Origin of the sequence: Streptomyces sp. NPDC020742 (genome assembly GCF_040641675.1) — a bacterium.
Lineage (GTDB): Bacteria > Actinomycetota > Actinomycetes > Streptomycetales > Streptomycetaceae > Streptomyces.
In genome coordinates this window covers 35,118-56,870 of the sequence record NZ_JBFAEA010000017.1, presented here as the reverse complement: position 1 = coordinate 56,870, position 21,753 = coordinate 35,118, and the positions used below count along the sequence as shown (strand labels likewise).

Genomic DNA, 21,753 nt, shown 5'->3' with positions numbered 1-21,753 from the left:
CTTTCAGAGGTGTTCGGGAGCGGAGATGCCGAGCAGGCGCAGGCCGTTGGCGAGCACCGTTCCGGTGGCCTCGGCGAGGGCCAGCCGGGCGCGGTGCACGGCCAAGGGTTTCTGCTCCCCGACGGGCAGCGGGGCGAAGGCGTCGTGCCACCGGAAGAACGCGTCCGCCGTCGCCTCCAGATGGCGCACCACCCGGTCCGGTGCCCGCAGCCGCGCGGCGGCCTCGACGGCGGAGGGGAAGGTGGCGAGGAGGGTGTGCAGTGCCTGCACCACGGCCCCGTCGGCCCGGGGACCGTCCCCCGCGGCGGCCGCGCCGCCCAGGTCCCCCGGCTCCGGGCCGAACCCCAGGTCATCGGCGTTCCGCAGCAGCGCCCGGGTGCGCGCGTGGGCGTACTGCACCCGAAACCGCGGATTGCCCTCACGCTGCACGGGCCGCTCGGGCACCCGCACCGGATCATGGGCGGCCGGACGCAGCAGCACCCAGCGCGCCTCGTCCCGGCCCAGCCGTGCGGTCAGGGTGGCGAGGTCGTACGCAACGGGGACGAGGGGCGGCAGCGCTCCCTCGAAGGTCCCCGCCACCGACCGACCGGCCGCCGCCGCGATCCGTGCGACGGCCTCCCCCACGACCACCGCACGAGCGCCGGAACCGGGCCGGGCGCCGTCGACCTGTCCTGCTGCTGACTCACGGGGGCCGGTGGGAAAGGGCCGCCTGTCCGGCTCGGTGGGCAGGGCCTGCGCGGCCCGCACGGTGGGAAACGCCGGTGCGTCCGGCTCGGTGGGCAGGGCCTGCGCGGCCGGCACGGTGGGAAGCGTCTCCGCGGCCCGCACGGTGGAAAGGCTCTCCGCGCTACGGTCGCCGTACGCGGGACCCTGGGACAGCACCTGCCGCACCAGCGCGGTCAGCGCCCCGTCCCCCAGCGTGAAGTTCAAGAAACCCGGCCCGGCGATCTCCACCCGGGCGATCCCCGGGCTGCCCGCCAGCCGCTTGCGCAGAATCTCGGCGACCTCCCGCGCCGGCCGCCCGGCCGGCCCCGCCAGCTGCAACGCGACGTTGGAGGCCAGGTCCCCGCAGCCGGGCCGCGGCGGCGGCTCCACCACGATCCGCGCCGGCACGGCCACGGACAGCTCCCGCTCCTCCACAGCACCACGCACGGAGCGCAGAACGGTACGGGAGAGCTCGGCGGGGGTCACGGGACAAGCGTATGGGAGAAGGGCTTCCTCCAGGCGACCGGTTTCGCGTTGTGGACACCCCTGCGCGGAACGGACCCTTCCGGCGAGCTGGGGCCTGAGACCTCCAGGGGGCGGTCCCTCACCTCCGGGAGACGGGGCCTGACCGCCACGAGGCGGCACCTCACCGCCGGGAGGCGGGGCTCAACCGCCGGGAGGCGGGGCTCAACCGCCGGGAGGCGGGGCTCAACCGCCGGGACGGGCAGGCGGCCCGCTCTCCCCGCCGGCATCGACCATTCCGGCCCCCGCGCCGCCCCGGTCGCTCTCCCCGTCCTCGTTCCCGCCGCTGTCCTCTTCCTTGGCCCCGCCCTCGGGCGCACGCCCCCGCTGCCGGCCCTCGCGCACCAGCCGTCCCACGGTGCGCACCAGCTCGGTCGGTTCGAAGGGCTTCGCGAGGAAGGCATCCACCCCCACCGACTCGCCGTTGTCGACCTCGCCCTGGGTGCATGCGCTGACGATGGCGATCGGGATGTCCCACGTCCGCGGATCGGACCGCAGCCGTGCCGCGGTGTGCAGACCGTTGAGCCGCGGCATCACCACATCGAGGGTCACGACATCCGGTCTGACGTGGTGCACGACGTCCAGACACTCGGCACCATCAGCCGCGGTCACGACCTCGAAGCCCTCCAGCTCGAGGTTGACCCTGATCAACTGCCGGATCACCTTATTGTCATCGACAACAAGGATCCGACCGGACAAGCCAGGCACACCATGAGACTAGGGGCCCGCCTGAGGCACCGTCCCGGTTTTGCCCACTTCCGCCCCCATGCGAGGGACCTTTCCCGGAGCCCCGGCAGCCAGCCCCCGGCATGCGGTAGGGACTCCACCGGCCTCCCGCTGACGCCCACCTCACCCCTTTCACCCCTCCCCCGCCCCCTCGTCGCCCCTCCGGCGAAACCTGTTCATGAACACCCCATCAGAGCTGGTAGTGTTCTACCCGTCGCCGCAACGAGCAGCGACAACGCCCCCGTAGCTCAGGGGATAGAGCAACGGCCTCCGGAGCCGTGTGCGCAGGTTCGAATCCTGCCGGGGGCACTTCGTCTGGATCAGCGTGATCACGCCGCTGGCTAGCACGAGTGCCAAACGCAAAGAGCGGGACCCATTCTCACTGGGTCCCGCTCTTTGTCGTTGCCTATCAATGATCATGAGTGAGTGGCGCATGGGATTTCCCAGTGGCGATCAGCGCTCAGGCGTCACTCCCCACCTCCGCCTGGCTCCGCTCCATCGCCTTCTCGATCTTCTTATTGTTCAGCTCCTCGTGGCCGTCGATGCATCCCTCGTAGCGCCGGTGGATGACCTCCGGTGAGTTGCCCGCGCGGCGGGCAACCTCGGCCACAGGGACCCCCACATTCAGCCAGTTCGTGATGCAGGTGTGCCGCAGGTCGTACGGGCGGTGCGCGAGCGGGGAGGCCACCTTGTCCGGCGGGAGCGCGAGGGGAGCGAGGGAACGAGCTTCCTGCCAGACCTCCAGTAGCTGGAGGTCCCCAAACCCCACCGCGCTCGTTGGCGAAGAGCCTGCCGTCCTTGGCCGTACCGAACTCCTCGATGTGCTCCCGGGGCATCGCAAGCAGCATCGGCGGTATGGGCACTGGACGGTCCGCCTTGACCACCCGCGACTTGAGCCCCCGCTTGTCGTGGCGCTGCCCCGAGTCGATCCACTTCTTACCGGACACTGGGCGTGTCTCGCGAAGAGTGAGGGTCCCCCATCCCTTCTCGGGCAGGTAGCAGTCCTTCTCCCTCAGCCCAACCGCTTCCCCCGGACGCATCGCCGGGTGGAGCTGGCAGCTGAAGAAGGCAACCAGCCGACGGCCGCGGTTACAGTGCACAGAGCCCACGTACGAGACGGCCGTGAGGAACGAGGTTCCCTGGGCCCCGTTGACCAGGACCTGAGGGTCCACCACGTCGTCGCCCCTGGGGCCGGAGCGCTTCACATTGACGAGCGGGTTCTCGTCCAAGTGGCCCGACTCGATGGCGTACTCCATCGCGGTGTTGAAGCCGCGTCGACCAGCGCACCGCCAGCCGCACTTCCTCCGGCGTCGGCGCCTTCGCGCTCGCCCATCAGGGCGAGCGCCACTGTGGCCATGCTGTCCGCGATACCTTCGCGCGTCTTCGCTGCTGTGGTGCGACAGCGGCCGCCACGTACTCGCGGCAGAAGTCCCACCATGACGGGTCGGGCTTCGCGCTCCCCTTCGCGGCTGCAGCACGGAGTTCGGACTCCGGCGGACCCGTGTCCAGGTCGAATGCCTCACCCTTTCGCATGGCTTGACGGCTGCCAAGTGCAACGGACTCATCGCACCGCGATGGCATGTTCCGTGATGAAGGCGGATGCCGATCCTTGAGGGCGGGAGTCAGTCTCACTGACTCCCGCCCTCAAGCGTTGTCCCGTGCCGTGTCCGGCTGTGTGGAGCTCGCCAGCGGAGGTCTGTACGCACCCCACGCAGAACCCGGCTCCGGCTCCGGAGCCCACACGGCCGGAACGCCGAGTCCCACCAGCTCAGGCACCGATCCAGCTCAGGGACCGATCTCTGACCCGAGCATCGAGCGCCCGGCGATGTCGGTGGTCCCGGCAGGTGTCAGAAGCGCTGCTGTTTGGCACCCGGAGGCAGGAAGCACGGCGTGCTGACGGAGAAGCTCAGAAGGTTGGGGGGCTTTGAGGAGTCCGCACTGACGCTGAAATTCTCCTTTTCGTGATACCCGTACAGGAGCACCTCCGGTCGGGCCTTGCGTTCCTCATAGCTGCTGATCTTTACGGCGTGCTGTTCCAGGGCTTGGCGCACCTTCCGCACCGCCGTGATGTGCTGATCTTGCGGGAGGTGTACGTAGACGACGTAGCTGAGCGTGAAACGGCCGTCGTCGGCGATCTCGTCGTTGCGGCCAATGCATTCTTCGAAGGACTCGAGGGGTGCCGGGTCGCTGGAGACCTTTACGTCCGCATAGTGGGCCATAACGGCCGTGTACTTCTTGGCCCAGGCTAAGGCATCCTCACGGCTTTTGCGTGGCAGTGGCTTGTTGAGATCGTCGTCGCTGTCTTGCTGGGACACACAGCCTCCGGTGAGGAGAATGGCCAGGACGGCCAGAAGAGACGAAAAGAGCAGGGGGAATCGCGATTTAGGCATGGCCGCTCACTGGGCGATGACGGACCCGCCGGGGGCGACGGGCACGACGGGGGTTATGGGTTTGTCGTGGTGCTTGGTGGGTAACTGGCCAGCGATGATCTTCCCTTGGTTCCTCAAGGATTCACTCTTGTCGTCCCAGTAGCCGCTGTGGCCGTGCGTGTCGACCTCGAAGCGGGTACCTCCGAAGTGTGGTTCATTCGGCGTGTGGCCAAGTGTCGTGTCTGCGGCATACCTGATCTTGTCGTCATCGGCGACTCCCGTGTAGAAGTGATCCGGGTCGACGTTGAGATCCTTGGCGTGGTCCACACCCAAGCCGGGGCTTCCGACGGCGGAGATGTTGTCGGCATCCAGGCCGCCGCCTTGTGATGCGGCTATTCCGACGACAGTGGTGCCGTAACTGTGGCCGAGCACGGTGAGATTGGCCCGTTCGCCACCCTCATGGGAGGCGCGTAGGCCATGGGTGAAGTTCCGCAGGGCCGGCCCGGCGTCCTCGGCCCGCCCCCTGCCGACGACATCGAGATTATTGGCCTCTTGCACGGGGATCTCGGGAGCGTCGTAGCCGAGCCAGTAGACCATCGATGTCTTTGCGGTCCCGTCAGCTGCCTCTGCGGATCGCTGTAGTTTTTCGATGCGCGCGAGCTGGCCGCCTGTGGAATCCATGTTCGTGGCGGTTCCCGGCACCTGAATTCCGACGTTGTCAGCGGTGTCGGGATTTCCCATGGCGATGACGGCCTTTCCATCGCCCGCGGAGCCGTAGTTGAGGAGGTACAGCTTCTTACGGCCCTCGTCAGCGTCGTGTTTGTCCATCTCCCGCTGGAGCGTGAGCAGGTTGTTGAGCCGCTGGTTGTACTCATCGGTGGAGTACTTGTCGTGGTACTTGTAGTTCTCCATGGCGCTCAACTCCTGTTCCAGGGACAGGCGGTTGGCGTCGTCGCGGACGGTGGTGGGCAGCCCGTCGGTCCGGCCGACGATCTCCGGGTGCAGAGCGGCATAGGACTCCCGCATGCCTTCCGGCAGGAGCTTCCACCACTCCGCGGCAGCCTTGGGGTCGCTCGGCGGGTGGGGCTTGCCGATGTCGGTGTGCAGATCCTTGGAGACCTGTTTGACGTCCTCGCGCGCCTCTCCCGCCCGGTCGGAGATATCGCCCGACAGAATGTCACCGCTCAGGCGCCCTAATGCCTTGGCGGCCGCATCGCTCGCCTCCCGCGCCCGCTCCAGGCACTTGTTGACCTCTTGCTGATAGCCCAGCATCGTGCCGAACGAATCCGACTTGTCGTTCTCGCTCCCGCCCGGAAACACCGGGCCCAGGGGAAGACGGACCGTGCCCCCGCCGTCCACCTGCAGCCCCTTGCCTTCGAGTTCCCTGACGGTGCTTCGCAGGTGAGTCTGTGCGGCGAGCATCTCGGACGCCGCGTGTTTGACCGCTTCGGATATGGCCATGGCTTCGGTGCGGACGATGCCGAAGCGGCTTTCCAGGTCTTCGAGGTAGTACAGCGCCGCCTCGGCGTCGTCCCCGGACCATTTCGCATGGAGTGGTCCGGTGACGTGGGACCGGTGCCGGTCGTTGAGCTCGTCCATATGGGTGGACAGCCGATGCCAGGCCGTCGTTGCTTCATCGCAGTCTGAGAAGTCCTGCTTGAGAAGGCGTAAGTAGTCGCTGGTCAACTTTTGAAGCTCCCCCGTTGGAACAGTCGTCGGTGGTGTGGCTGACCGCGCCGTTACCCGAAGGGGGAATCGACGGTCGGCGTCCGCATGGGCTTGGCGTTCTGCATTTCTTCGGCCGTCCAGTGGGCACCGGAATCGCGGGCGGGCCGTGTACCGTTCTCACGGTCCACGAAGGCGGGTCGCTGCACCGGCGATGCCCCTTCGGACCCGACCGCTCCGGGGCCACCGATCGTGGAGTCCCGGCGAAGGCTGTCGCGCAAGGAGTCGGCCCCCGGCATGGGGCGGTGGCCTTCCGAACCCACGCCTCCTGGGCCGGCCGATGCGGACATGGTCTGTGGTGCTGACTGCGTCTGGGTGCCGGTCTGCTCGAAGTCCTTGGACGCCGCGGCATCGTTCCATTCATGACCGTCGGCGCAGGTCCTGAGGTTAGATGCGCCCGTTGCGGCGCGTCGACGCATGCCGTCGAGGGACGGCTCCCAGGTGTCGGCTACTGTGAGTAGCGCCTGCGACAACGACCAGCCCTTGAGTGACGCCCCCGCGTCCTTGGTCGCGCTGATCGCCTTGCGGTTCTTCCCTGTCATGTCGTCGGAGATCGCGTCCTCCGCGTGAGCGGCTGCGCGTAAGTCCCCCGGATCGACCGATGTCTTGGATGACACGTTTTCACTCTCCCCCTGAGCCGTGTAGGCCGCCCGACACTATCAACCATGTGTTGACAGGAAGTGATCTTTTCCGCCACAGCCGGTAGCGCATCGTCCGCCGGCGCGCCTGCGGCCGGCGCGCCAAGTGCCGCTCGGGGAGCCGCCGTTGGGGGCGGGAACAGGAGGAGCGGGGGCGCGCCGGCCGTGGTCGGTGTGGGGAGGTCAGCCCTCGCAGAGGGGTTTTCCGAGGTGTGCGGCCGCCTGGGCCGCGTCCATGTGCGCCACGGCCACCATGCCCGCCGTCAACAGGATCATCAGGCAGGCGAGGACGAAGGCGAAGGTGGCGAGCGTGCTCTGCCAACCGGGCCGGGGGTCCGCTCCGGCGCGCCGCGCGGACCGGAACATCAGCACATGGACCGCCACCGCCAGTACGGCCGCTGCCAGGCCGCCGTAGGCGACGGCGAAGTGTGTCCACGGCAGCAGCGTGTACCGGCAGTGCGCCGACTGGAATGCGTGGTGCCCGTTGGAGAGCGAGATCGATACGAAGAAGCTGATGACGGCGGCCGTGCAGAGCAGCGGCACGGAGAGGATCGCGGTTCGCCACCGCCCTGTGGGGCGCGGGTCGGTGTGCGCGGAGTGTGCTGTCACGTCGGTCGCCACGGTCAGTACCAATCGGGATGCGGGCGGACGATGCGGATTCTCTGCTGTCCCTCGGACTTCTCCGTCGTCGGGAGCCGGCCCTGGAGACTGACGTTCTGGTACGAGTCCTGGTGCTGGGTGTACTTGATCTCGCCGTCCGGCATCACGGCCGTGACCACGGCAGCGTGGTGGGTGTTTCCGTGCTCGATCTCGCCGTTGGGCCCCTGCTGTTCGTAGTAGATGATGTCGCCGGGCCGGGCCTGGGACTGTGTGACCTCTTCGCCGCCGTGCTTGAGCATGAAGTTCTGCTGGTTCTCGGCTCCGGCCCAGGTCTTGGAGTAGTACATCCTCGTGTCGATCGAGTCGATGCCGATACCGCCGGTGTTTCCCCAGGTGTCGTCGCCGCGGGCGCCTTCCCAGAAGTCGATTTTGTGCTGCATTCCCGCGTGGTCGAGTGCCTCCGAGACGAAGTTGGTGCAGTTGTTGTCGAACTGGACCGGGTCCTTCTTGTCCCAGTGTTCCAGCGCGTACTGCACCATTTTCACGCGGTCGAACTTCCCGTCCGTGCCGCGCATTTCCCGTTTGGCGTCCTCGGGGATCCCGTCGAGCCCGGCGACCTTCACGGGCTCGGCCCGCATCAGGTCGTACCGCTGTTTCTCGCTCAGGCCGTTCCACCAGGCGCGTACGGCCGCCGGGTCGGTGTCCTGCTTCGGGATGTCGGCGGCGAGCATCTCCATTTCGGTGTGCGACGCCGTGTTCTGCTCCTTGAGCGCCTTCTCCGGGTCGCTGATGCCGACCGCGGCGGTCAGCCGGGACAGCTCGGCCTTGGTCAGCCGGTCGGCCTCGTTCGCCTGCCGCAGCGCCTGGTCGCGCAGGGCCACGATCTCGGCGTAGGCCTGCTGTGCGTCGGCGCCCGCGCTCGGTGCGGGGCACTGCAGCGGAAGGCCGTCGTCGCCCAGTCCGAGGTCGTGCGCCCTGGCGAGGTCGGTGAGCTGGTGGGCGGTGCTCATGGCCAGCTCCAGGCTGGTGTGCATCCCCTCCATCACCATCTTGACGCCGAGCAGCAGGTCGTAGGCCGATTCCAGCTGGTCAGCCAGCTTGACGAAGTCCCCGGCCGCCGCGGTTCCGACCTCGTCGGACCAGTTGTCCGCGAGGGGCTTGGCGCCCTGCTCGCGTACGTCGTTCGCCGCGTTCAGGGCGAACTTCGCGAGGGCTGCCCACTCGTCGGCAGCGTCCTTCCACTTCTGGGGGTGGGCGCTGATGAGTTCCGCGTAGGAGACCATGATCAGTGGCCTCCCAGGTCCTGCATGCCGGCCCGCAGCCGTGCGACGGCCTCCTGGTCCGCGGCGTCATAGCCGTCGGCGGAGTCCTGCAGGCGCTGCCCCAGGTCGCCCATTTTCCTGGCGAGTTGGATCATGTGGTCCTGCCAGGTCTGCCGGCACGCCTCCAGGGTGTCCCCGCACTCCCAGTACATGTGCTCGTAGAAGACCTCGTGGGTGTCGTCGAGGGCATGGCCCAGCCGTCGCTGGGTGTCCCTGGACAGCGCCTTCATGTCCTCGCCGGTGTTCCGTACCTTCGCCGTGTCCACCCGTATGTCGCCCACGGGGCCCCCATTGCGTCAATTCCGGTTCCACACCCGGCCCTTGTGGGGCGGATGCGGCGTGCCCCCTTACCGTACGGGGGCTCCGTCGTCAGCGTGAAGCGCTCAGGGCGGGGTCCTTGTGGCGGCGGGCGGCGGGGGTGAGGACCCAGGAGAAGTGGTCCACCGCCCGGTGGAGGGGCCCGGCCGTGGCGGGGGCGAGGGTGAGGGTGCCGTCGTCGTTCAGGGTGAGGTCGGTGTCGAGGGTGAACCAGCCCGGGACGATGTGGGTGGCGCCCATCGCGCACAGGACGGGGCGCAGGGCGTAGTCGATGGCCAGCACGTGCGCGGCACTGCCGCCGGTGGCCAGCGGCAGGACGGTCTTGCCGGCCAGGGCGTACTGCGGGAGCAGGTCGAGCAGGGACTTCAGCAGGCCGGAGTAGGCGGCCTTGTAGACGGGGGTGGCGATCACCACGCCGTCCGCCCGGTCGACGAGGGCCGCCGCCCCGGCTATCGCGGGGTGGTGCGGGTCGGCGCCGCACAGCGCCTCGGCGGGCAGGGTGCGGACGTCCAGGGGGACGGTGGTGTGGCCCTGGGCGGTGAGGCGGGCGTCGAGGTGCCGGAGCAGCCGGGCGGTGCGCGAGGTGGCGGAGGGGCTTCCGGAGACGGACAGGATGGTGGCCATGCGGGAGACCTTCTCGGGCGGTGGCGGCGGTGCGGGCGGGTGGAGTCGTCGGTGAACTTCCCTGGGGGTGGGGCGGGTCGGCGGCCGCGGTGGGGGTCAGGCGTGGCGCAGGGGCGGGATGACGTCGCGGGCGGTGCGTTCGAAGTCGTCGGTGTGGGCGGCGCCGGGCCAGTCGAGGACGAAGTCGGAGACGCCGGCCTTGGTGAAGCGCTCGAAGATCTCCTCGTAGGTGTGGCGGGTGTGCCGGGGGTCCCAGGGGCCGAAAATGGTGTAGGAGCGGCGGATCCGGGACGGGTCGCGGCCGGCGGCGAGGGCGTGCCGGTCGACCTTGGCGTTCTGTACGGCGGTGATGTCGAGGATCTCCTCGGCTGTGGCGCCGGGCGGGCCGTGGGTGTTCCAGGTGTCGGCGTATCCGGCTGCGACGCGGAGCAGGGTCGGCGACTGGCCGCCGACGGTGAGCGGCAGCCGGGGGGACTGCAGGGAGGCCGGGAAGGTGGCGACGTCCTTCACCCAGAGGCGGGTGCCGGTGTAGCTGAAGGTCCCCTCGCGGGTGCGCAGGATGCCGTCCACGATCGCCACGTAGTCGGCGAACCGCTCGGCGCGCTCCTTGGGCGGCCAGGGCGCCTCGCCGACGCTGTAGTGGTCGAAGGGGAAGATGCCGGCGCCGATGCCGAGTTCGAAGCGGCCGCCGGAGAGGTGGTCCAGGGCGATCGCCTGCTTGGCGAGCTGTGCGGGCGGGCGGAGGATCTGGTTGGCGACGAGGGTGCCCAGGCGGATGCGTGTGGTGCCCAGGGCGGCCGCGGCGAGCACCGTCCAGCTGTCGAACCAGGTGTTGCCCCGGTCCCGGAGGTCGGCGCTGTGATCGGGGAGGTAGACCTGGTCGAAGCCGAGGCTCTCCAGCCACCGGAGGCGTTCGACCAGGACCGGGACCGGCTGGTCGGGGTAGAGCATGACGCCGAACCGGCGGCTGGGGGCGGAGGGTGACACTGGGGCGAACTCCCTTGTCGGGTGCGGAATCCGGGCGGTGCGGCGGCCAACCGCCGCGGCGGGTACGGGGGTCAGGCGAGGAAGTCGGGCAGTGGACGGGGGTCGGGTACGGGCGTCCAGCCGTCCGCCGGCCGTCGGTAGGTCCATCGTGGCCCGTGCTCCACCAGGTCCAAAAGCGCCGCCAGCAGCCGGTCGATGTGCTCGGCCGTGGTGCCGAGGCCGATGCTGGCGCGCAGGGCGCGGTCCGGGTCGGGGCCGTCGGTGCCGCGGAGCAGGGAGCGGACGGCCTGGTGGGCGCAGAACGCCCCGTGCCGGATGCCGATGCCGTGCTCCGCGGCGAGCGCGGTGGCGACCAGCTGCTGGTCGGCAGGTTCACCCTTGCAGTGGGTGACGGTGAAGGACACCACGCCCACCCTGGGGTGACCGGCGTCCCAGAGGCCGAGTTGGTGTACGCCGGGGAGGGCGGCCAGGCCGCGGCGCAGCCGGGCCGCCAGCGCCTGTTCGTGGCCGGTGATCGTCGCCCAGCCGGCGCCGGACAGCGCCTCACAGGCGACGGCCATGGCGTGCGCGCCGACCACGTTCGGGGAGCCGGCCTCATGGCGCTGCGGCAGGTCCGCCCAGGTGATGAGCTCCTCGCCGGCCTCCTCGGCGACGTGGGCGGTGGCGCCGCCGCCGGCCAGGTACGGTTCGGCGGCGGCCGGCCAGTCGCCGGGGCCCACCAGGGCGCCGGCGCCGAACGGCGCGTAGATCTTGTGTCCGGACAGCGCCGCCCAGTCGATGCCCCAGCCGGCCAGGTCCAGGGGGCGGTGCGCGGCCAACTGGGCGGCGTCCAGGACGGTGCGCGCGCCGTGGGCGGCGGCGGTGGCGGCGAGTTCGGCCACCGGCCACAGCTCGCCGGTGACGTTGGAGGCCGCGGTGAGCACCACCAGGCGGGGGCCGCGCGGGGCGTCGGCCAGGGCCTTGGCCAGCCGCCGGACGGCATCGTCCGGGGCGGCCGGTATGCCCAGCCGGCGCATCCGGGCGCCGCGCCAGGGCAGCAGCGCGGCGTGGTGCTCGGTGTTGAAGCGGAAGACCGTGGTGTCCGGCGGCAGCGCCCGGCCGAGCAGGTTGAGCGCGTCGGTGGTGTTGCGGGTGAACAGGACCGTGGCGTCGGGTGGGGCGCCGGTGAAGCGGCGGACCGCGGCCCGGGCCCGCTCGTAGGTGAGGGTGGACACCTGGGAGGGGAATCCGGCGCCGCGGTGCACGCTGCTGTACCAGGGCAGCAGCCGGTCCACCGCCTGCCGCACCTCGGCGAGGCAGGGGGTGGACGCCGCGTGGTCGAGGTTGGCGTAGGGCACCCGCTGCCCGGTCACCAACGGGACCGTCAGGTCACCACCGACGACCGCGGGGAGGCGGCCGGCTCCGGTGGCCGGGTGGGGTTCGGTCAGCACGCCGGTCTCCTCGTCATGGGCGCCGGGGCCCGGCCGGTACGGCGGACGGCTTCACTGCGCGGTCCATCCGCCGTCCATGACCAGGACGGAGCCGGTGAAGAAGCCGGCCTCGTCGCCGGCGAGATAGGCCACGGCCGAGGCGGCCTCCTCGGCGGAGGCGATCCGGCCGAGCGGGTGCAGCCCGATGAACTGCGCGGTGGCCTGCGGGTCGGCGCCCACCGTGGAGCGGTACATCGGGGTGTCGACGGAGGCCAGGGCGAGGGCGTTGATCCGGATGTTCTGTGTGGCGTACTCCAGGGCGGCGGCCTTGGTCAGGCCGATCACGCCGTGCTTGCCGGCGACGTAGGCGCTGATGCCGCCGCCGAAGCCCACCACGCCGAGCTGCGAGGCGTTGTTGACGATCACCCCGCCGCCGCGGCGCTCCATGGCCGCGATCTCGTGCCGCATGGAGAGGAAGACGCTGGTCAGGACGGTGTTGAGGTCGGCGGTCCAGTCCTCGGGGCGCTGGTCGGCGACCCGGCCCATGGAGCCGAGGGCGCCGGCGTTGTTGAAGGCGATGTCGAGTCCGCCGAAGTGCTCCTCGGCGGTGCGCACCGCGGCCCGGAGGTCGTCGTCCACCGTCGCATCGGTGCGGACCGTGACCGCGGTGCCGCCGGCGGCGGTGATCTCGTCGGCGACCCGGTCGAGTTCGGCCTTGCGGCGGGCGGCCAGGACGACCCGGGCGCCCTGGGCGGCCAGGGCCTTGGCGGCGGCCTCGCCGATGCCGGAGCTGGCCCCGGTCACCAGGGCGGCCTTGCCCTGGAGCCGGCCGGGTGCGGTGGTGGGGGCGGCGGATGAGGCCTGAGTGCTGTGGTTCATCGCGGTGACGGGCGCGCCCGGCAGCCGGGCGGCCCCGCTCCTTTCAGGTGGGTGACGAGAGGTGTGCCGGGGGCGGCGCGGTCAGGGGGCGGGCGTGCCGCGTTCGACCGGGACGCCGATCAGTGAGCCGTACTCGGCCCAGGAGCCGTCGTAGTTGCGGACGTCCGGCCGGTCCAGCAGTTCGCTGAGCACGAACCAGGTGTGCGCCGACCGGGCGCCCACCCAGCAGTAGGTGAGGGAGCCGCGGTCGGAGTCCAGGGAGTCGTAGAGCGCGGCGAGTTCGGTGTCGGTCTTGAAGGTGTCGTCCTCGTTCACCGCCGCTTCCCAGGGGAGGTGGAGCGCGCCGGGTAGGTGTCCGGAGCGCTGTGCGACCTCATGGGGGTTGTTGCCGGGGGCGAACGGCTCGCCGGCGAAGCCGGGCGCGAAGAGCTGTCCGGAGAACTCCTCCGGGGTGCGGACGTCGATGATGTTCCGGTGGCCGAGGGCGGCCAGGACGTCGTCGCGCAGGGCACGGACCGAGTGGTCCGGCGGGCCCGCCCGGTAGCGGGTGGCCGGACGGGGCGGAGTCTGCGCGGTCAGGGGGCGGCCGTCCCGCTCCCAGGCGCGGCGGCCGCCGTCGAGGAGCCGCACCGAGGGGTGGCCATGGAGCCGGAAGTACCAGTAGACCAGCGCGGCCAGGAGGTTGGCGTTGGCCGAATAGAGGACGACGGTGTCCTCGGTGGCGATGCCCGTTTCGCTCAGCAGCCGTTCGAACGCCGCCCGGTCGACGACGCCCAGCCGGAGCCCGTCCTGGAACGCGTCCCAGCCCATCCAGACCGCGCCCGGGAGGTGGCCCTTGCGGTAGTCGGCGTCCTCGTTGCCGGTTTCGACGAACACCACGTGCTCGGAGCCGAGATGGCGTTCGGCCCACTCCCCCGAGACCAGTGCGGATGCGCGGCCCATTGCTGTTCCCCCTGTTCGCCGTGGTGGGGTGCGGTTCCCCTGGGTGCGGTGCGGTGGGTAGGTCGTCGTGGTGCGCCCGGACGGCGGTCCGGTCGGGCCCGCCCCGGTGCACGGAGCGCGGCGGGCGGGCCCGGCCGGGCGGTCATGCCGGGGAGGTCTCCGTCTGCGCCACCTCGGCCACCGTGCGGTCGCGGTACCACGCGTAGCAGCTGACGAGAATGCCGAGGACGGTGACGATCGCCGCGGCGAGATAGACCGAACGCAGGCCGAATCCGCTGTCGATGACCCGTCCGCCGAGCCATCCGGCGAAGGCCGCCGCCAGTTGGTATGCCGAGGCGTTGACCGCGATGGCGAGGGTCGGCGCCTCACTCGCGGTGTTCAGCACCCGGGTCTGCATTCCGGGAATGACGGAGAATCCCATGGCGCCGATCAGGAACACCATGATGACGGTGAGCACGGTGTGCGTACTGACCGCCCACATGAAGACCAGTCCGGCCGTGAGCACGGCGAGCAGACCGACCTGGGAGGGCATCAGCGCCTTGTCGGAGAGCCAGCCGCCGACGAAATTGCCGGCCGCCGCGCCGACGCCGTAGACCAGCAGCAGCACGGCCACCGAGCCGGCCGCGATATGGGTGATGTCGGTGAGCAGCGGGGCGAAATAGGTGAACACCATGAGCAGCCCCGCATTGCCGATTGCGGTGACGAGAATGGCCAGCTGCACATTGCGGTTGCGGAACACCCGCAGCTCGGCCACCGCGGAGGTGCCCGGCGTGGCGTTCTCCACGGCCGGTACGAGTTTCAGCGAGAGCAGCAGGCCGAGGGCGCAGACCGCGGCGATGGCCAGGAAGGTGGCCCGCCAGCCGTAGTGGTTGCCGATGAAGGTGCCGATGGGGGCGCCGAGCATCATCGACAAGTTCATTCCGAAGACGAGCTTGGAGACCGTGGACGCCTGTTTGCCGGGCGGTGCGGTGGAGGCGGCGATGACGATCGCGTTGGCGAAGAAGGTGGAGGTCGCCAGCGAGGTGATGATCCGGGCCCCGAACAGCGCGCCGTAGAACGGCGCGAAGGCCGAGGCGAGATTTCCGACGATGACGATCGCGAGCAGCACCATGATGAGCGGCTTACGCGGATAGCGCGAGGTCAGCGCGGTCATCACCGGGCCGCCGACGATCATTCCGATGGCGTACGCGGTGACCAGCAGGCCGGCGGCCGAGATCGACACATGGAGGTCGCCTGCGATGTCCGGCAGGATTCCTGCGATGACGAACTCGCCCGTTGTGATGCCGAATACACACAGCATCAGGGAAACAAGACTTAACCTCATGGTGCCTCTTCTGTCCGGGGTTGTGTTTCTGTCGATCCGCCGACGGAGCCCCTAGGGAGTGGGCGCCGGCCCGGCGTAGCCGTATGCGTACTTGGTACCAAGAGCAATGATGTGGTCGAGGTCCACCGCGGCCTCCGCGGCGGCCTCTTCCGTCGGAAGGGTGAGGGCTTTCGCGCGCGGAATCTCCGCGTCCAGGAAAAGGTCGAACTGCGGCCTGCGGTCCGGCTGCGGTGTCGAATGGATGGTGAGGAAACGGGCGTCCTGTGAGGTCGCCACGAATCCGTGCGGCACGGTCCGTGGGACGATCATCGTGGAGCCGGCCTCGGCGATCTGCTCCTTTCCGTCGCAGATCATGCGGAGCGTGCCGTCCAGGACGATGAAGACCTCGTCCTCGAAGTCGTGGACGTGCAGCGGCGTGGTGTAGCCGCGCTTTCCGGTGTGCTCCACGACGGTGAAGGAGTTCCGGGTGGCCGCGCCGGGCACCCGGACCTGCGCCAGCCCGCCGAGCAGCCATACCGCGGTCTGGTCGGCCTCCGGGATGAAGAGGCCCTGCTCATTTCCCTGGTCGTCCCGTGCGAATTCCAGCTGGGTCATCGAGTTCCTTTCCGGGGTGGCGGTATTCCGTACTGCGGGCGCGGGGATCCGGTCACTCCTGTGGGCGCGGGGCTCCGGTCATTCCCGGCGGGACATCGCGGGCGGCGGGCCGGGCCGGCCCGGCGGGCCCGGCTGCCGGAAGCCGGCGAGGAAGGCCGCCACGCCGTCCTCGTCGGAGAGGATCCGCCACATCGCGACGGGGTCGTGGAACGTGCTGACGAACGCGTCCGCGATCTGCTTGTCCTGCGCGGCGTGCGCGAACAGGGTCCGGGCGTGCGGGGGGAGCTCCCCGAGGAAGGCGTTGCTCCACTCCACGACGTGGCGGGCGTGCTCCCACAGGTGCGCGGACGCGGAGCGGCAGAAGCCCTCGTCGAACGGGCCCTGCGCGGTGGCGATCAGGTCGGCCAGGGCGAACGCCGTGTGCGAGCCGAGGTTGGCGCCCTGCGCGGTCAGCGGATCGTTGGTGATCCAGGCGTCGCCGATGGCCAGCGCGCAGGTGCCGTCGTCCAGCCGCGCCCAGCCGCGCCGGACCACCGGAGTGATCCCGCCCTGCGCCACCTCGCCGGGGCCGATCAGGCCGAACGCCCTGGTGCTGATGCGCTCGCGCAGCGTCGGCGCGTACGCGGCGACCAGCGCGAGCACCTCCCGGTGGAACGCGGTCGGGTCGGCGTCCGCGTCGAGGTGGGCGGCCGCCTCCAGCGGGCCGCCGGGCACCGCTTCGAAGGCGAGGACGTCGGCCCGGCCGGCGGGCGAGCGGAACGGGATCCGCAGGATCTCGCCGATGCCGGGCAGGAAGTGGAGGTCGAGCGAGTGCGGCAGGTCCTCGTCGATGCCGTAGTAGAGCCCGCTGCACAGGATGCGCTGCGGTGTGGTGTGCGCCGAGCGGGTGGGGTCCGCGGGGAACAGCTGCCGCATGGAGCGGTCGCCGTTGGCCACCACGACCAGGTCGTGGGCCTTGGCGGCCTCCTCGGCCGACGGCACCCCGATCACCGCGTGCCCGCCCCGGTCGAGGAAGTGGGTGAACAGGTGCGGCAGGTAGAGGCGGAAGTCCACCACGCTGGACGGCGGGGTGAGGTCGGCGAGGAACTCCAGGGGCGCGTCCCCGGTGCCGAGGGTGACGGCCCAGTGCCGCACCTGGGCGTCGGGGGTGCGCCAGTCGAAGACCCCGAGCTGTTCCTCCCGCTGCTGGGTGGGGCCGAACCGGGCGGGGAAGTTCCGCGGCCGGCCGGACCGCAGGCTCTGGACGTCCTGCGCCGAGTAGAGGGTCACCGGCACGCCCAACTGCTGTAACCGCAGAGCCAGTTGGAGTCCGGAGATGCCGGACCCGAGGATGCCGATGCTCGCGCCGGTACCCGTGCTCGCCGCCTTGCCCGTACCCGTGCCCCTGCTCGTGTGCGTCACGGTGTCACGCTCCCGGTGGCGCGCTGCGGCCGCAGCGCGCCGGCCAGCCACCCCACGGTCTCCACCGTGTAGGCCGCGGCGGCGGGCGAGGCCAGCGCCGAGACCGGGATCAGCATGGGGTGCCGCAGTCCGGCGTCGACCAGCTCGCCGATCCGCCGGAGCACCGTCTGCCGGCTCCCCACCAGGGCCTGCTCGGCGACCAGTGCGTCGGGGACCGCCGCCATGGCGTCCTCGACCTCGGCGCGGGTCAGCCGGTGCGGCAGCAGCTCCACCAGCCCCCGGTAGTGCTCCCCGAACGGGTGCCGGACGCCGTGCTTGCGCCACTTCTCCGCACCGGCGTGCAGGGCGAGGAAGCGGATCGGCTTGGCCTTCAGCAGTGCATGGGCCTCGTCGTCGGTCTCCGCCACCACGATGGGCACCCCACCGGCGGCGACGAGCGCGTCCGGGTCGCGGCCGGCCGCCACGGCGGCGGCGCGCACCACGCCCAGGCGCCGGGCGTACTCGTCGGGGGTCATCAGCTCCGAGGGGAGCCAGCCGTCGGCGTACCGGCCGGCCAGCTTCAGCATCCGGCTGCGGTTCGCGCCGAGCCAGATCCGGGGGGTCCTGCCCTCCGGGGGACGCAGGCCCATCAGCGCCTGGTCGAGGGTGAAGAACCGGCCCTTGAAGTCGTGCGGTCCCTCACCGTCGAAGAACATCCGCAGGATCTGCAGCGCCTCCTCGACCCGGTCGACCTGGTGGTCGTGCGGGACGCCGTACGGCTGGAGGTTCTCCCGGGCGCCCGCGCCGATGCCCAGGACCGGGGCGCGCTCGGTGAGTTGGGCGAGGGTCAGTGCGGTCTGGGCCAGCACCGCGGGGTGCCGGCGGTGCGGGTCGGTGACCCCGATCGCGAGCCGGACCGGCCCGGCCTGCGGGGCGAGGTTGCCGAGCACCGTGGCGAAGTCCAGGCACCGGTCGGGGGTCGGTAGATCGGCGGTGAGGTGGGTGAAGTCCGCGTCCCAGGCCTGCCGGGGGAAGACGTTGATCAGGTGGTCGAAGACCAGGAAGGTGTCCAGCCCGGCCGTGCGGGCCACGTCGAGCAGGCCCCGCCCGGCCTCGACCTGCCCGACGGCGTCCCAGACAAGTCCGACGTCGACGCTCATACCGCGCTCCTCACTGACCGGGCCTGCGCAATGAAGTGATCGGTGTGCTCCGGGCTGCGGACCGCCTGCCACATGGCGTCCGGCCGGTCGAGGCCGCCGACGAAGGCGTCCGCCACGCGCTGGTCGGCCGCCGCGGCGGCCAGCAGGGCGCCCATCTGGGGCGGGGGTTCGCCGATGAACAGGTTCGTCCAGTCGACGACCGGCTGGGCGGTCCGCCACATCCGCTCCGAGGCGGTGCGGCAGAACCCCTCGTCGTACGGGCCGGTGTGCGCCAGCAGGAGGTCCGCGAGCTGGAAGGCCAGCTGCGAGCCGAGGTTGGCGCCCTGCGCGGTCAGCGGGTCGTTGGCGATCCAGGCGTCCCCGACGGCCAGCGCATAGCGCTCCCCGCCCAGGTGTGCCCAGCCGTGCCGGACCACCGGGACGACCGCGCCCTGCAGCAGGTCGACGGGGCGGGCCAGGGCGAACTCCCGCGCGTCGATCCGCTCCCGGAGCGTGGGCGCGTGGGTGGTGATCAGCTCCAGGGCGTCCTTGGCGAACCGGTCGGTCCGGTCGCGGTAGTCGCGCCCGGCCACCGCGGCGAACGGACCGCCCGGTACGGCCTCCACCAGGACGACGGTGACCTGCCCGGTGAACGAGTGGTACGTCGGCGCGTGGATCTCGCCCGCCCCCGGAACCATGTGCATGGTCATGCCGGCGGGCTCGGGGGGCCGGACCCCGTGGAACAGCCCGCCGACGAGGTGCCGCCGCGCCGCCGTGTGGGGCGAGCGGGCCGGGTCGCGCGGGAAGGTGCCGGTGAGCGCGCCCCGGCCGGCGGCGACCACCAGGAGCTCGTGCTCCCGGGCCAGTCCGGCGAGCTGTTCCCCGTCGGCGATGGTGCGGCGCACCACGGTGCCGTTGCGCTGCTGGTACTCCTCCAGCAGCCCCGCGAGGTACATCCGGAAGTCCACCGAACTGGCCGGGGTCGGCAGTTCACCGCGGAAGTGCAGCCCTTCCGGCCCCTCGATGCGCATATGCATCCAGGGGTTGTCGTAGGCGGCGGACGCCCATGCGGTGATGCCGAGGTCCTTTTCCCGCTCCCTGGTGGAGCCGAACCGGGTGACGAAATTCAACGGCGGTCCGCTGCGAATGCCGTCCGGCTCCTGGGCGGTGTACAGCGCGGCGTCGACACCGAACTGCTGTAACCGGAGTGCAAGGTGCAGACCGGAGATTCCGGCGCCCACAATGCCAATGCTCATGCTCTCGCTCCACCTGTGCGGGGAATGACTGCCTCCTGACCTTTCCGGGTGGCCCTCAGATGACCTCGACGCGTTGCAGATGGCGGGTGGTCGGACCGGTGAATGCGTTGCGGCCGTGGATGAGCGCGAAGTTGTCGGCGATCACGAGGTCGCCGGCCTGCCAGGCGTGGGCGTAGCAGTACTCGGGCCGGTGGACCAGCTCGGCCGTGGTGGCGAGGAAGTCGTCGGCCTCGGCGGCGTCGATGCCGTCGACTGTGGCGTACACCGGGTTCTTGTAGACCGCGGGGTCCAGCGGCTCGGCGAACCGGAGCACCGGCATCCCGGTGGCGGGGTGCTGGGCGACCAGCCGCTCGGTGACCTCCCCGCCGTAGTGCGCCAGCTTGTCGGTCTTGTAGGTCAGGGAGATCTTCGACCAGCGTTCCCGGAGGGCGGGGTCGGCGTCCCGGTAGACCGCGGTGGTGTCGGAGAAGACCGTCTCACCGCCGGCCCCGGGGGTCGCGTCGAGGCACTGGAAGAAGAAGAACCGGGGGTCGGCCTCGACGAACGCCCCGTCCCAGTGGAACGGCACATCGCCGCTGGCGAACAGGTAGTTCTTGGGGTTCTCCTCGACGATCAGGTCGATCACCTCACCGGCTTCCCACCGGAGGACCTCGCCCCAGCGCCGGCAGTAGTCGGCGAATTCCTGCTTTTCCAGGAGGGAGAAGCCGCGGAGAACCAGGACCCGGGATTCCTCCGTCCAGCGCACCAGCTTTTCGACCGGTATCTCGCTGATCCCCGAACCCGCCGGGGCCTCGACGATACGGCCGAACGGGCGCAGCGGGACGTGCCGCATCGCACTGTGCGCGGATGCCGAACCAGTCATGTCGGTTGTGCCTTTCTAGGAATGGGCGGCGAGGTGGGGTCCGACGAAGTGGGACGGGCGGCCGTGCCGCCAGACAAGGGAGGCGTTCAACTCCTCGGCCTCCCATCGCTTGACGATGGAGAGGTTCACTCCGTCGTCCAGCACCACGCCGTGCCACGGGGTCAGCCAGCCGTCCCGGGTCCGCATGAGCTGCAGCCCGAATTTCTCCGAATGCGGCGGCTGCGGGTGTATCGACAGCCGTATCGCCTCGGGGAATTTCTCGGCGACCACCCGGCTCCAGGCATTGCTCCGGCGAATGGTCTGGTAGGCGGTGTCCTTCGAGTCCTTGCGCAGCTGGGACTTGGAGGCCTCGCCCTTGTTGCGCGCCAGGGCGTCCTCGAACATGAAGCGGTGAATTCCGTTGAAGAGCGAGCGTGCGCTGTGGTCGGTACGGACGCTCTCCTTGAGGTCCTCCAGGCGTGCGCAGTAGTTGTGCTCCAGCACCTGCCGCAGCTTGGGGTAGTCCATCCCGCCGAAGGCGTCGTCGAGTCCGTAGAGGTCCAGCGACGTCCAGTTCTCCGAGCCGATCAGGTCCGCCAGGCTCTCCCGGTAGGTGGTCACCGCGGCGTCGCTCACCCCGACCACATCGCCGAAGACATGGCCGTCGGAGCAGATCGTGACCCGGGCCCCGGGCCGGTAGAAGTGGCTGACGTAGTCGCACAGCGACTGCAGGAAGCCCAGTCCCATGTACTCGCCGAGGTCCGGTAACGCACCGAGGACCTTCTTCTCGTTCGGCGATTTCGCCGGGAAGGCCGGGACGACGAAGTGGATCGGCTGGTCCCGTTCGATGAAGCGTTCCAGCTTGGCCCGGCGCGCCTCGAAGCAGGCCTCGCACGGCGCGTGCTCCGGGGTCTCTTCCGTCCGCTGCGAGTGGTCGACCCGCCGGTAGCGGTAGAGGAGTTCCAGAACTCTACGAGAGACCTCCGCCGAACAGGGGCCCTCCGTTACGCTGTTGTTCACCATTCCTCCATGGCACGTGAAGTTACCCGCGTGCAGCCAGAGAGTCCCCACCTGAACAAGGACGACCTGAACGGGATTTGGATGTGCCGGAGGAATGCAAACTCGTCGCCGCGAATTCCGGAACGATCTCCTTCGCATGCGACCTGCGCACGTGTGCGGTGACCGACCACGTGCCGTCTCTTTCTGGCGCCGCCCGGTTGGCGATCCGCGACTGCGGCACCAAGTCCCCCCGTTATCCACCCCGACCAGCCACTTCTGGCTGAACATGACGCAAAATCCTTGGTCATGAGCCGCCGGGGTCCCAACCCGGCGTACCAGCAGGTCACTTGATCCCCCATGACCCACCACTATCGCCCAGCGGCCAGATTCCCCCGCGAGCGCTAAAGTATCTGCAGATTGCCAGCCGTACCGTGGCCCGCGCAATAAGCTATCC

The 21,753-nt window shown here is 70.2% G+C and carries 21 protein-coding genes and 1 tRNA gene; 1 reads left to right on the top strand and 21 read right to left on the bottom strand.

Annotated features, from left to right (window positions below):
* Nucleotides 1-3: 3 nt before the first annotated feature.
* Both nrtL and AB0G84_RS25630 read right to left on the bottom strand, forming a co-directional pair.
* Nucleotides 4-1,191: an ArgS-related anticodon-binding protein NrtL gene (nrtL, locus tag AB0G84_RS25635; RefSeq protein ID WP_361325184.1), complete on the bottom strand. Its 1,188-nt coding sequence runs from the start codon at nt 1,189-1,191 to the stop codon at nt 4-6.
* 222 nt (nt 1,192-1,413) lie between these two features.
* Nucleotides 1,414-1,935, bottom strand: coding sequence for a response regulator (locus tag AB0G84_RS25630; protein WP_361325181.1), 522 nt, complete (start codon nt 1,933-1,935; stop codon nt 1,414-1,416).
* Between the two features lie 255 nt (nt 1,936-2,190).
* On the opposite strand from AB0G84_RS25630, the gene AB0G84_RS25625 reads away from it, so the two are divergent.
* Nucleotides 2,191-2,262 (top strand) — tRNA-Arg (locus AB0G84_RS25625).
* Between the two features lie 151 nt (nt 2,263-2,413).
* Here the strand turns inward: AB0G84_RS25625 and AB0G84_RS25620 are convergent.
* From AB0G84_RS25620 to AB0G84_RS25530, 19 genes are all read right to left on the bottom strand, one after another.
* Complete coding sequence (locus AB0G84_RS25620) at nt 2,414-2,722, bottom strand: hypothetical protein (protein WP_361325178.1); 309 nt, start codon at nt 2,720-2,722, stop codon at nt 2,414-2,416.
* Nucleotides 2,723-3,800: 1,078 nt separating this feature from the next.
* Nucleotides 3,801-4,268: a hypothetical protein gene (locus AB0G84_RS25615; protein ID WP_361325175.1), complete on the bottom strand. Its 468-nt coding sequence runs from the start codon at nt 4,266-4,268 to the stop codon at nt 3,801-3,803.
* An 81-nt stretch (nt 4,269-4,349) separates the two neighbouring features.
* Complete coding sequence (locus AB0G84_RS25610; protein WP_361325172.1) at nt 4,350-6,008, bottom strand: alpha/beta hydrolase; 1,659 nt, start codon at nt 6,006-6,008, stop codon at nt 4,350-4,352.
* A gap of 53 nt (nt 6,009-6,061) precedes the next feature.
* Nucleotides 6,062-6,664, bottom strand: coding sequence for a hypothetical protein (locus AB0G84_RS25605; protein WP_361325169.1), 603 nt, complete (start codon nt 6,662-6,664; stop codon nt 6,062-6,064).
* Nucleotides 6,665-6,868: 204 nt separating this feature from the next.
* Entirely contained in the window at nt 6,869-7,294 is a 426-nt protein-coding gene (locus AB0G84_RS25600) for a hypothetical protein (protein WP_361325166.1), read from the bottom strand.
* Nucleotides 7,295-7,308: 14 nt separating this feature from the next.
* Complete coding sequence (locus AB0G84_RS25595) at nt 7,309-8,568, bottom strand: amidase domain-containing protein (protein ID WP_361325163.1); 1,260 nt, start codon at nt 8,566-8,568, stop codon at nt 7,309-7,311.
* Nucleotides 8,569-8,570: 2 nt separating this feature from the next.
* On the bottom strand, nt 8,571-8,888 hold the full coding sequence (locus AB0G84_RS25590) for a type VII secretion target (protein WP_361325160.1): 318 nt from the start codon (nt 8,886-8,888) through the stop codon (nt 8,571-8,573).
* Nucleotides 8,889-8,976: 88 nt separating this feature from the next.
* The gene (ssuE, locus tag AB0G84_RS25585) at nt 8,977-9,549 is read right to left on the bottom strand and encodes an NADPH-dependent FMN reductase (RefSeq protein WP_361325157.1); all 573 of its coding nucleotides are present in this window, start codon (nt 9,547-9,549) and stop codon (nt 8,977-8,979) included.
* A gap of 96 nt (nt 9,550-9,645) precedes the next feature.
* Nucleotides 9,646-10,536: an LLM class flavin-dependent oxidoreductase gene (locus tag AB0G84_RS25580; RefSeq protein WP_361325154.1), complete on the bottom strand. Its 891-nt coding sequence runs from the start codon at nt 10,534-10,536 to the stop codon at nt 9,646-9,648.
* 71 nt (nt 10,537-10,607) lie between these two features.
* Entirely contained in the window at nt 10,608-11,966 is a 1,359-nt protein-coding gene (locus AB0G84_RS25575) for an aminotransferase class V-fold PLP-dependent enzyme (protein ID WP_361325147.1), read from the bottom strand.
* 51 nt (nt 11,967-12,017) lie between these two features.
* Complete coding sequence (locus tag AB0G84_RS25570; RefSeq protein WP_361325144.1) at nt 12,018-12,824, bottom strand: SDR family oxidoreductase; 807 nt, start codon at nt 12,822-12,824, stop codon at nt 12,018-12,020.
* Between the two features lie 81 nt (nt 12,825-12,905).
* Nucleotides 12,906-13,766 (bottom strand): sulfurtransferase, encoded by an 861-nt coding sequence (locus tag AB0G84_RS25565; protein WP_361325141.1) that lies wholly within the window; start codon nt 13,764-13,766, stop codon nt 12,906-12,908.
* 142 nt (nt 13,767-13,908) lie between these two features.
* Nucleotides 13,909-15,090, bottom strand: coding sequence for an MFS transporter (locus tag AB0G84_RS25560; RefSeq protein ID WP_361325138.1), 1,182 nt, complete (start codon nt 15,088-15,090; stop codon nt 13,909-13,911).
* 51 nt (nt 15,091-15,141) lie between these two features.
* Complete coding sequence (locus tag AB0G84_RS25555; protein WP_361325135.1) at nt 15,142-15,684, bottom strand: cupin domain-containing protein; 543 nt, start codon at nt 15,682-15,684, stop codon at nt 15,142-15,144.
* 78 nt (nt 15,685-15,762) lie between these two features.
* A complete protein-coding gene (locus AB0G84_RS25550) occupies nt 15,763-17,085 on the bottom strand; it encodes a styrene monooxygenase/indole monooxygenase family protein (protein ID WP_361325132.1) in 1,323 nt (440 codons plus the stop codon).
* Nucleotides 17,082-18,224, bottom strand: coding sequence for an LLM class flavin-dependent oxidoreductase (locus tag AB0G84_RS25545; protein WP_361325129.1), 1,143 nt, complete (start codon nt 18,222-18,224; stop codon nt 17,082-17,084). Before AB0G84_RS25545 ends, AB0G84_RS25550 begins: the two co-directional genes overlap by 4 nt.
* A complete protein-coding gene (locus tag AB0G84_RS25540) occupies nt 18,221-19,459 on the bottom strand; it encodes a styrene monooxygenase/indole monooxygenase family protein (RefSeq protein WP_361325126.1) in 1,239 nt (412 codons plus the stop codon). Before AB0G84_RS25540 ends, AB0G84_RS25545 begins: the two co-directional genes overlap by 4 nt.
* A gap of 55 nt (nt 19,460-19,514) precedes the next feature.
* The gene (locus AB0G84_RS25535; protein ID WP_361325123.1) at nt 19,515-20,321 is read right to left on the bottom strand and encodes a TauD/TfdA family dioxygenase; all 807 of its coding nucleotides are present in this window, start codon (nt 20,319-20,321) and stop codon (nt 19,515-19,517) included.
* A 15-nt stretch (nt 20,322-20,336) separates the two neighbouring features.
* Complete coding sequence (locus AB0G84_RS25530; protein WP_361325120.1) at nt 20,337-21,323, bottom strand: isocyanide synthase family protein; 987 nt, start codon at nt 21,321-21,323, stop codon at nt 20,337-20,339.
* Nucleotides 21,324-21,753: the final 430 nt, after the last annotated feature.

Coding starts and splice junctions, on each gene's coding strand:
- AB0G84_RS25560 (WP_361325138.1), bottom strand. CDS start 15,090: ATGAGGTTAAGTCTTGTTTCCCTGATGCTGTGTGTATTCGGCATCACA.
- ssuE (WP_361325157.1), bottom strand. CDS start 9,549: ATGGCCACCATCCTGTCCGTCTCCGGAAGCCCCTCCGCCACCTCGCGC.
- AB0G84_RS25555 (WP_361325135.1), bottom strand. CDS start 15,684: ATGACCCAGCTGGAATTCGCACGGGACGACCAGGGAAATGAGCAGGGC.
- AB0G84_RS25570 (WP_361325144.1), bottom strand. CDS start 12,824: ATGAACCACAGCACTCAGGCCTCATCCGCCGCCCCCACCACCGCACCC.
- AB0G84_RS25530 (WP_361325120.1), bottom strand. CDS start 21,323: ATGGTGAACAACAGCGTAACGGAGGGCCCCTGTTCGGCGGAGGTCTCT.
- AB0G84_RS25535 (WP_361325123.1), bottom strand. CDS start 20,321: ATGACTGGTTCGGCATCCGCGCACAGTGCGATGCGGCACGTCCCGCTG.
- AB0G84_RS25595 (WP_361325163.1), bottom strand. CDS start 8,568: ATGGTCTCCTACGCGGAACTCATCAGCGCCCACCCCCAGAAGTGGAAG.
- AB0G84_RS25540 (WP_361325126.1), bottom strand. CDS start 19,459: ATGAGCATTGGCATTGTGGGCGCCGGAATCTCCGGTCTGCACCTTGCA.
- AB0G84_RS25545 (WP_361325129.1), bottom strand. CDS start 18,224: ATGAGCGTCGACGTCGGACTTGTCTGGGACGCCGTCGGGCAGGTCGAG.
- AB0G84_RS25565 (WP_361325141.1), bottom strand. CDS start 13,766: ATGGGCCGCGCATCCGCACTGGTCTCGGGGGAGTGGGCCGAACGCCAT.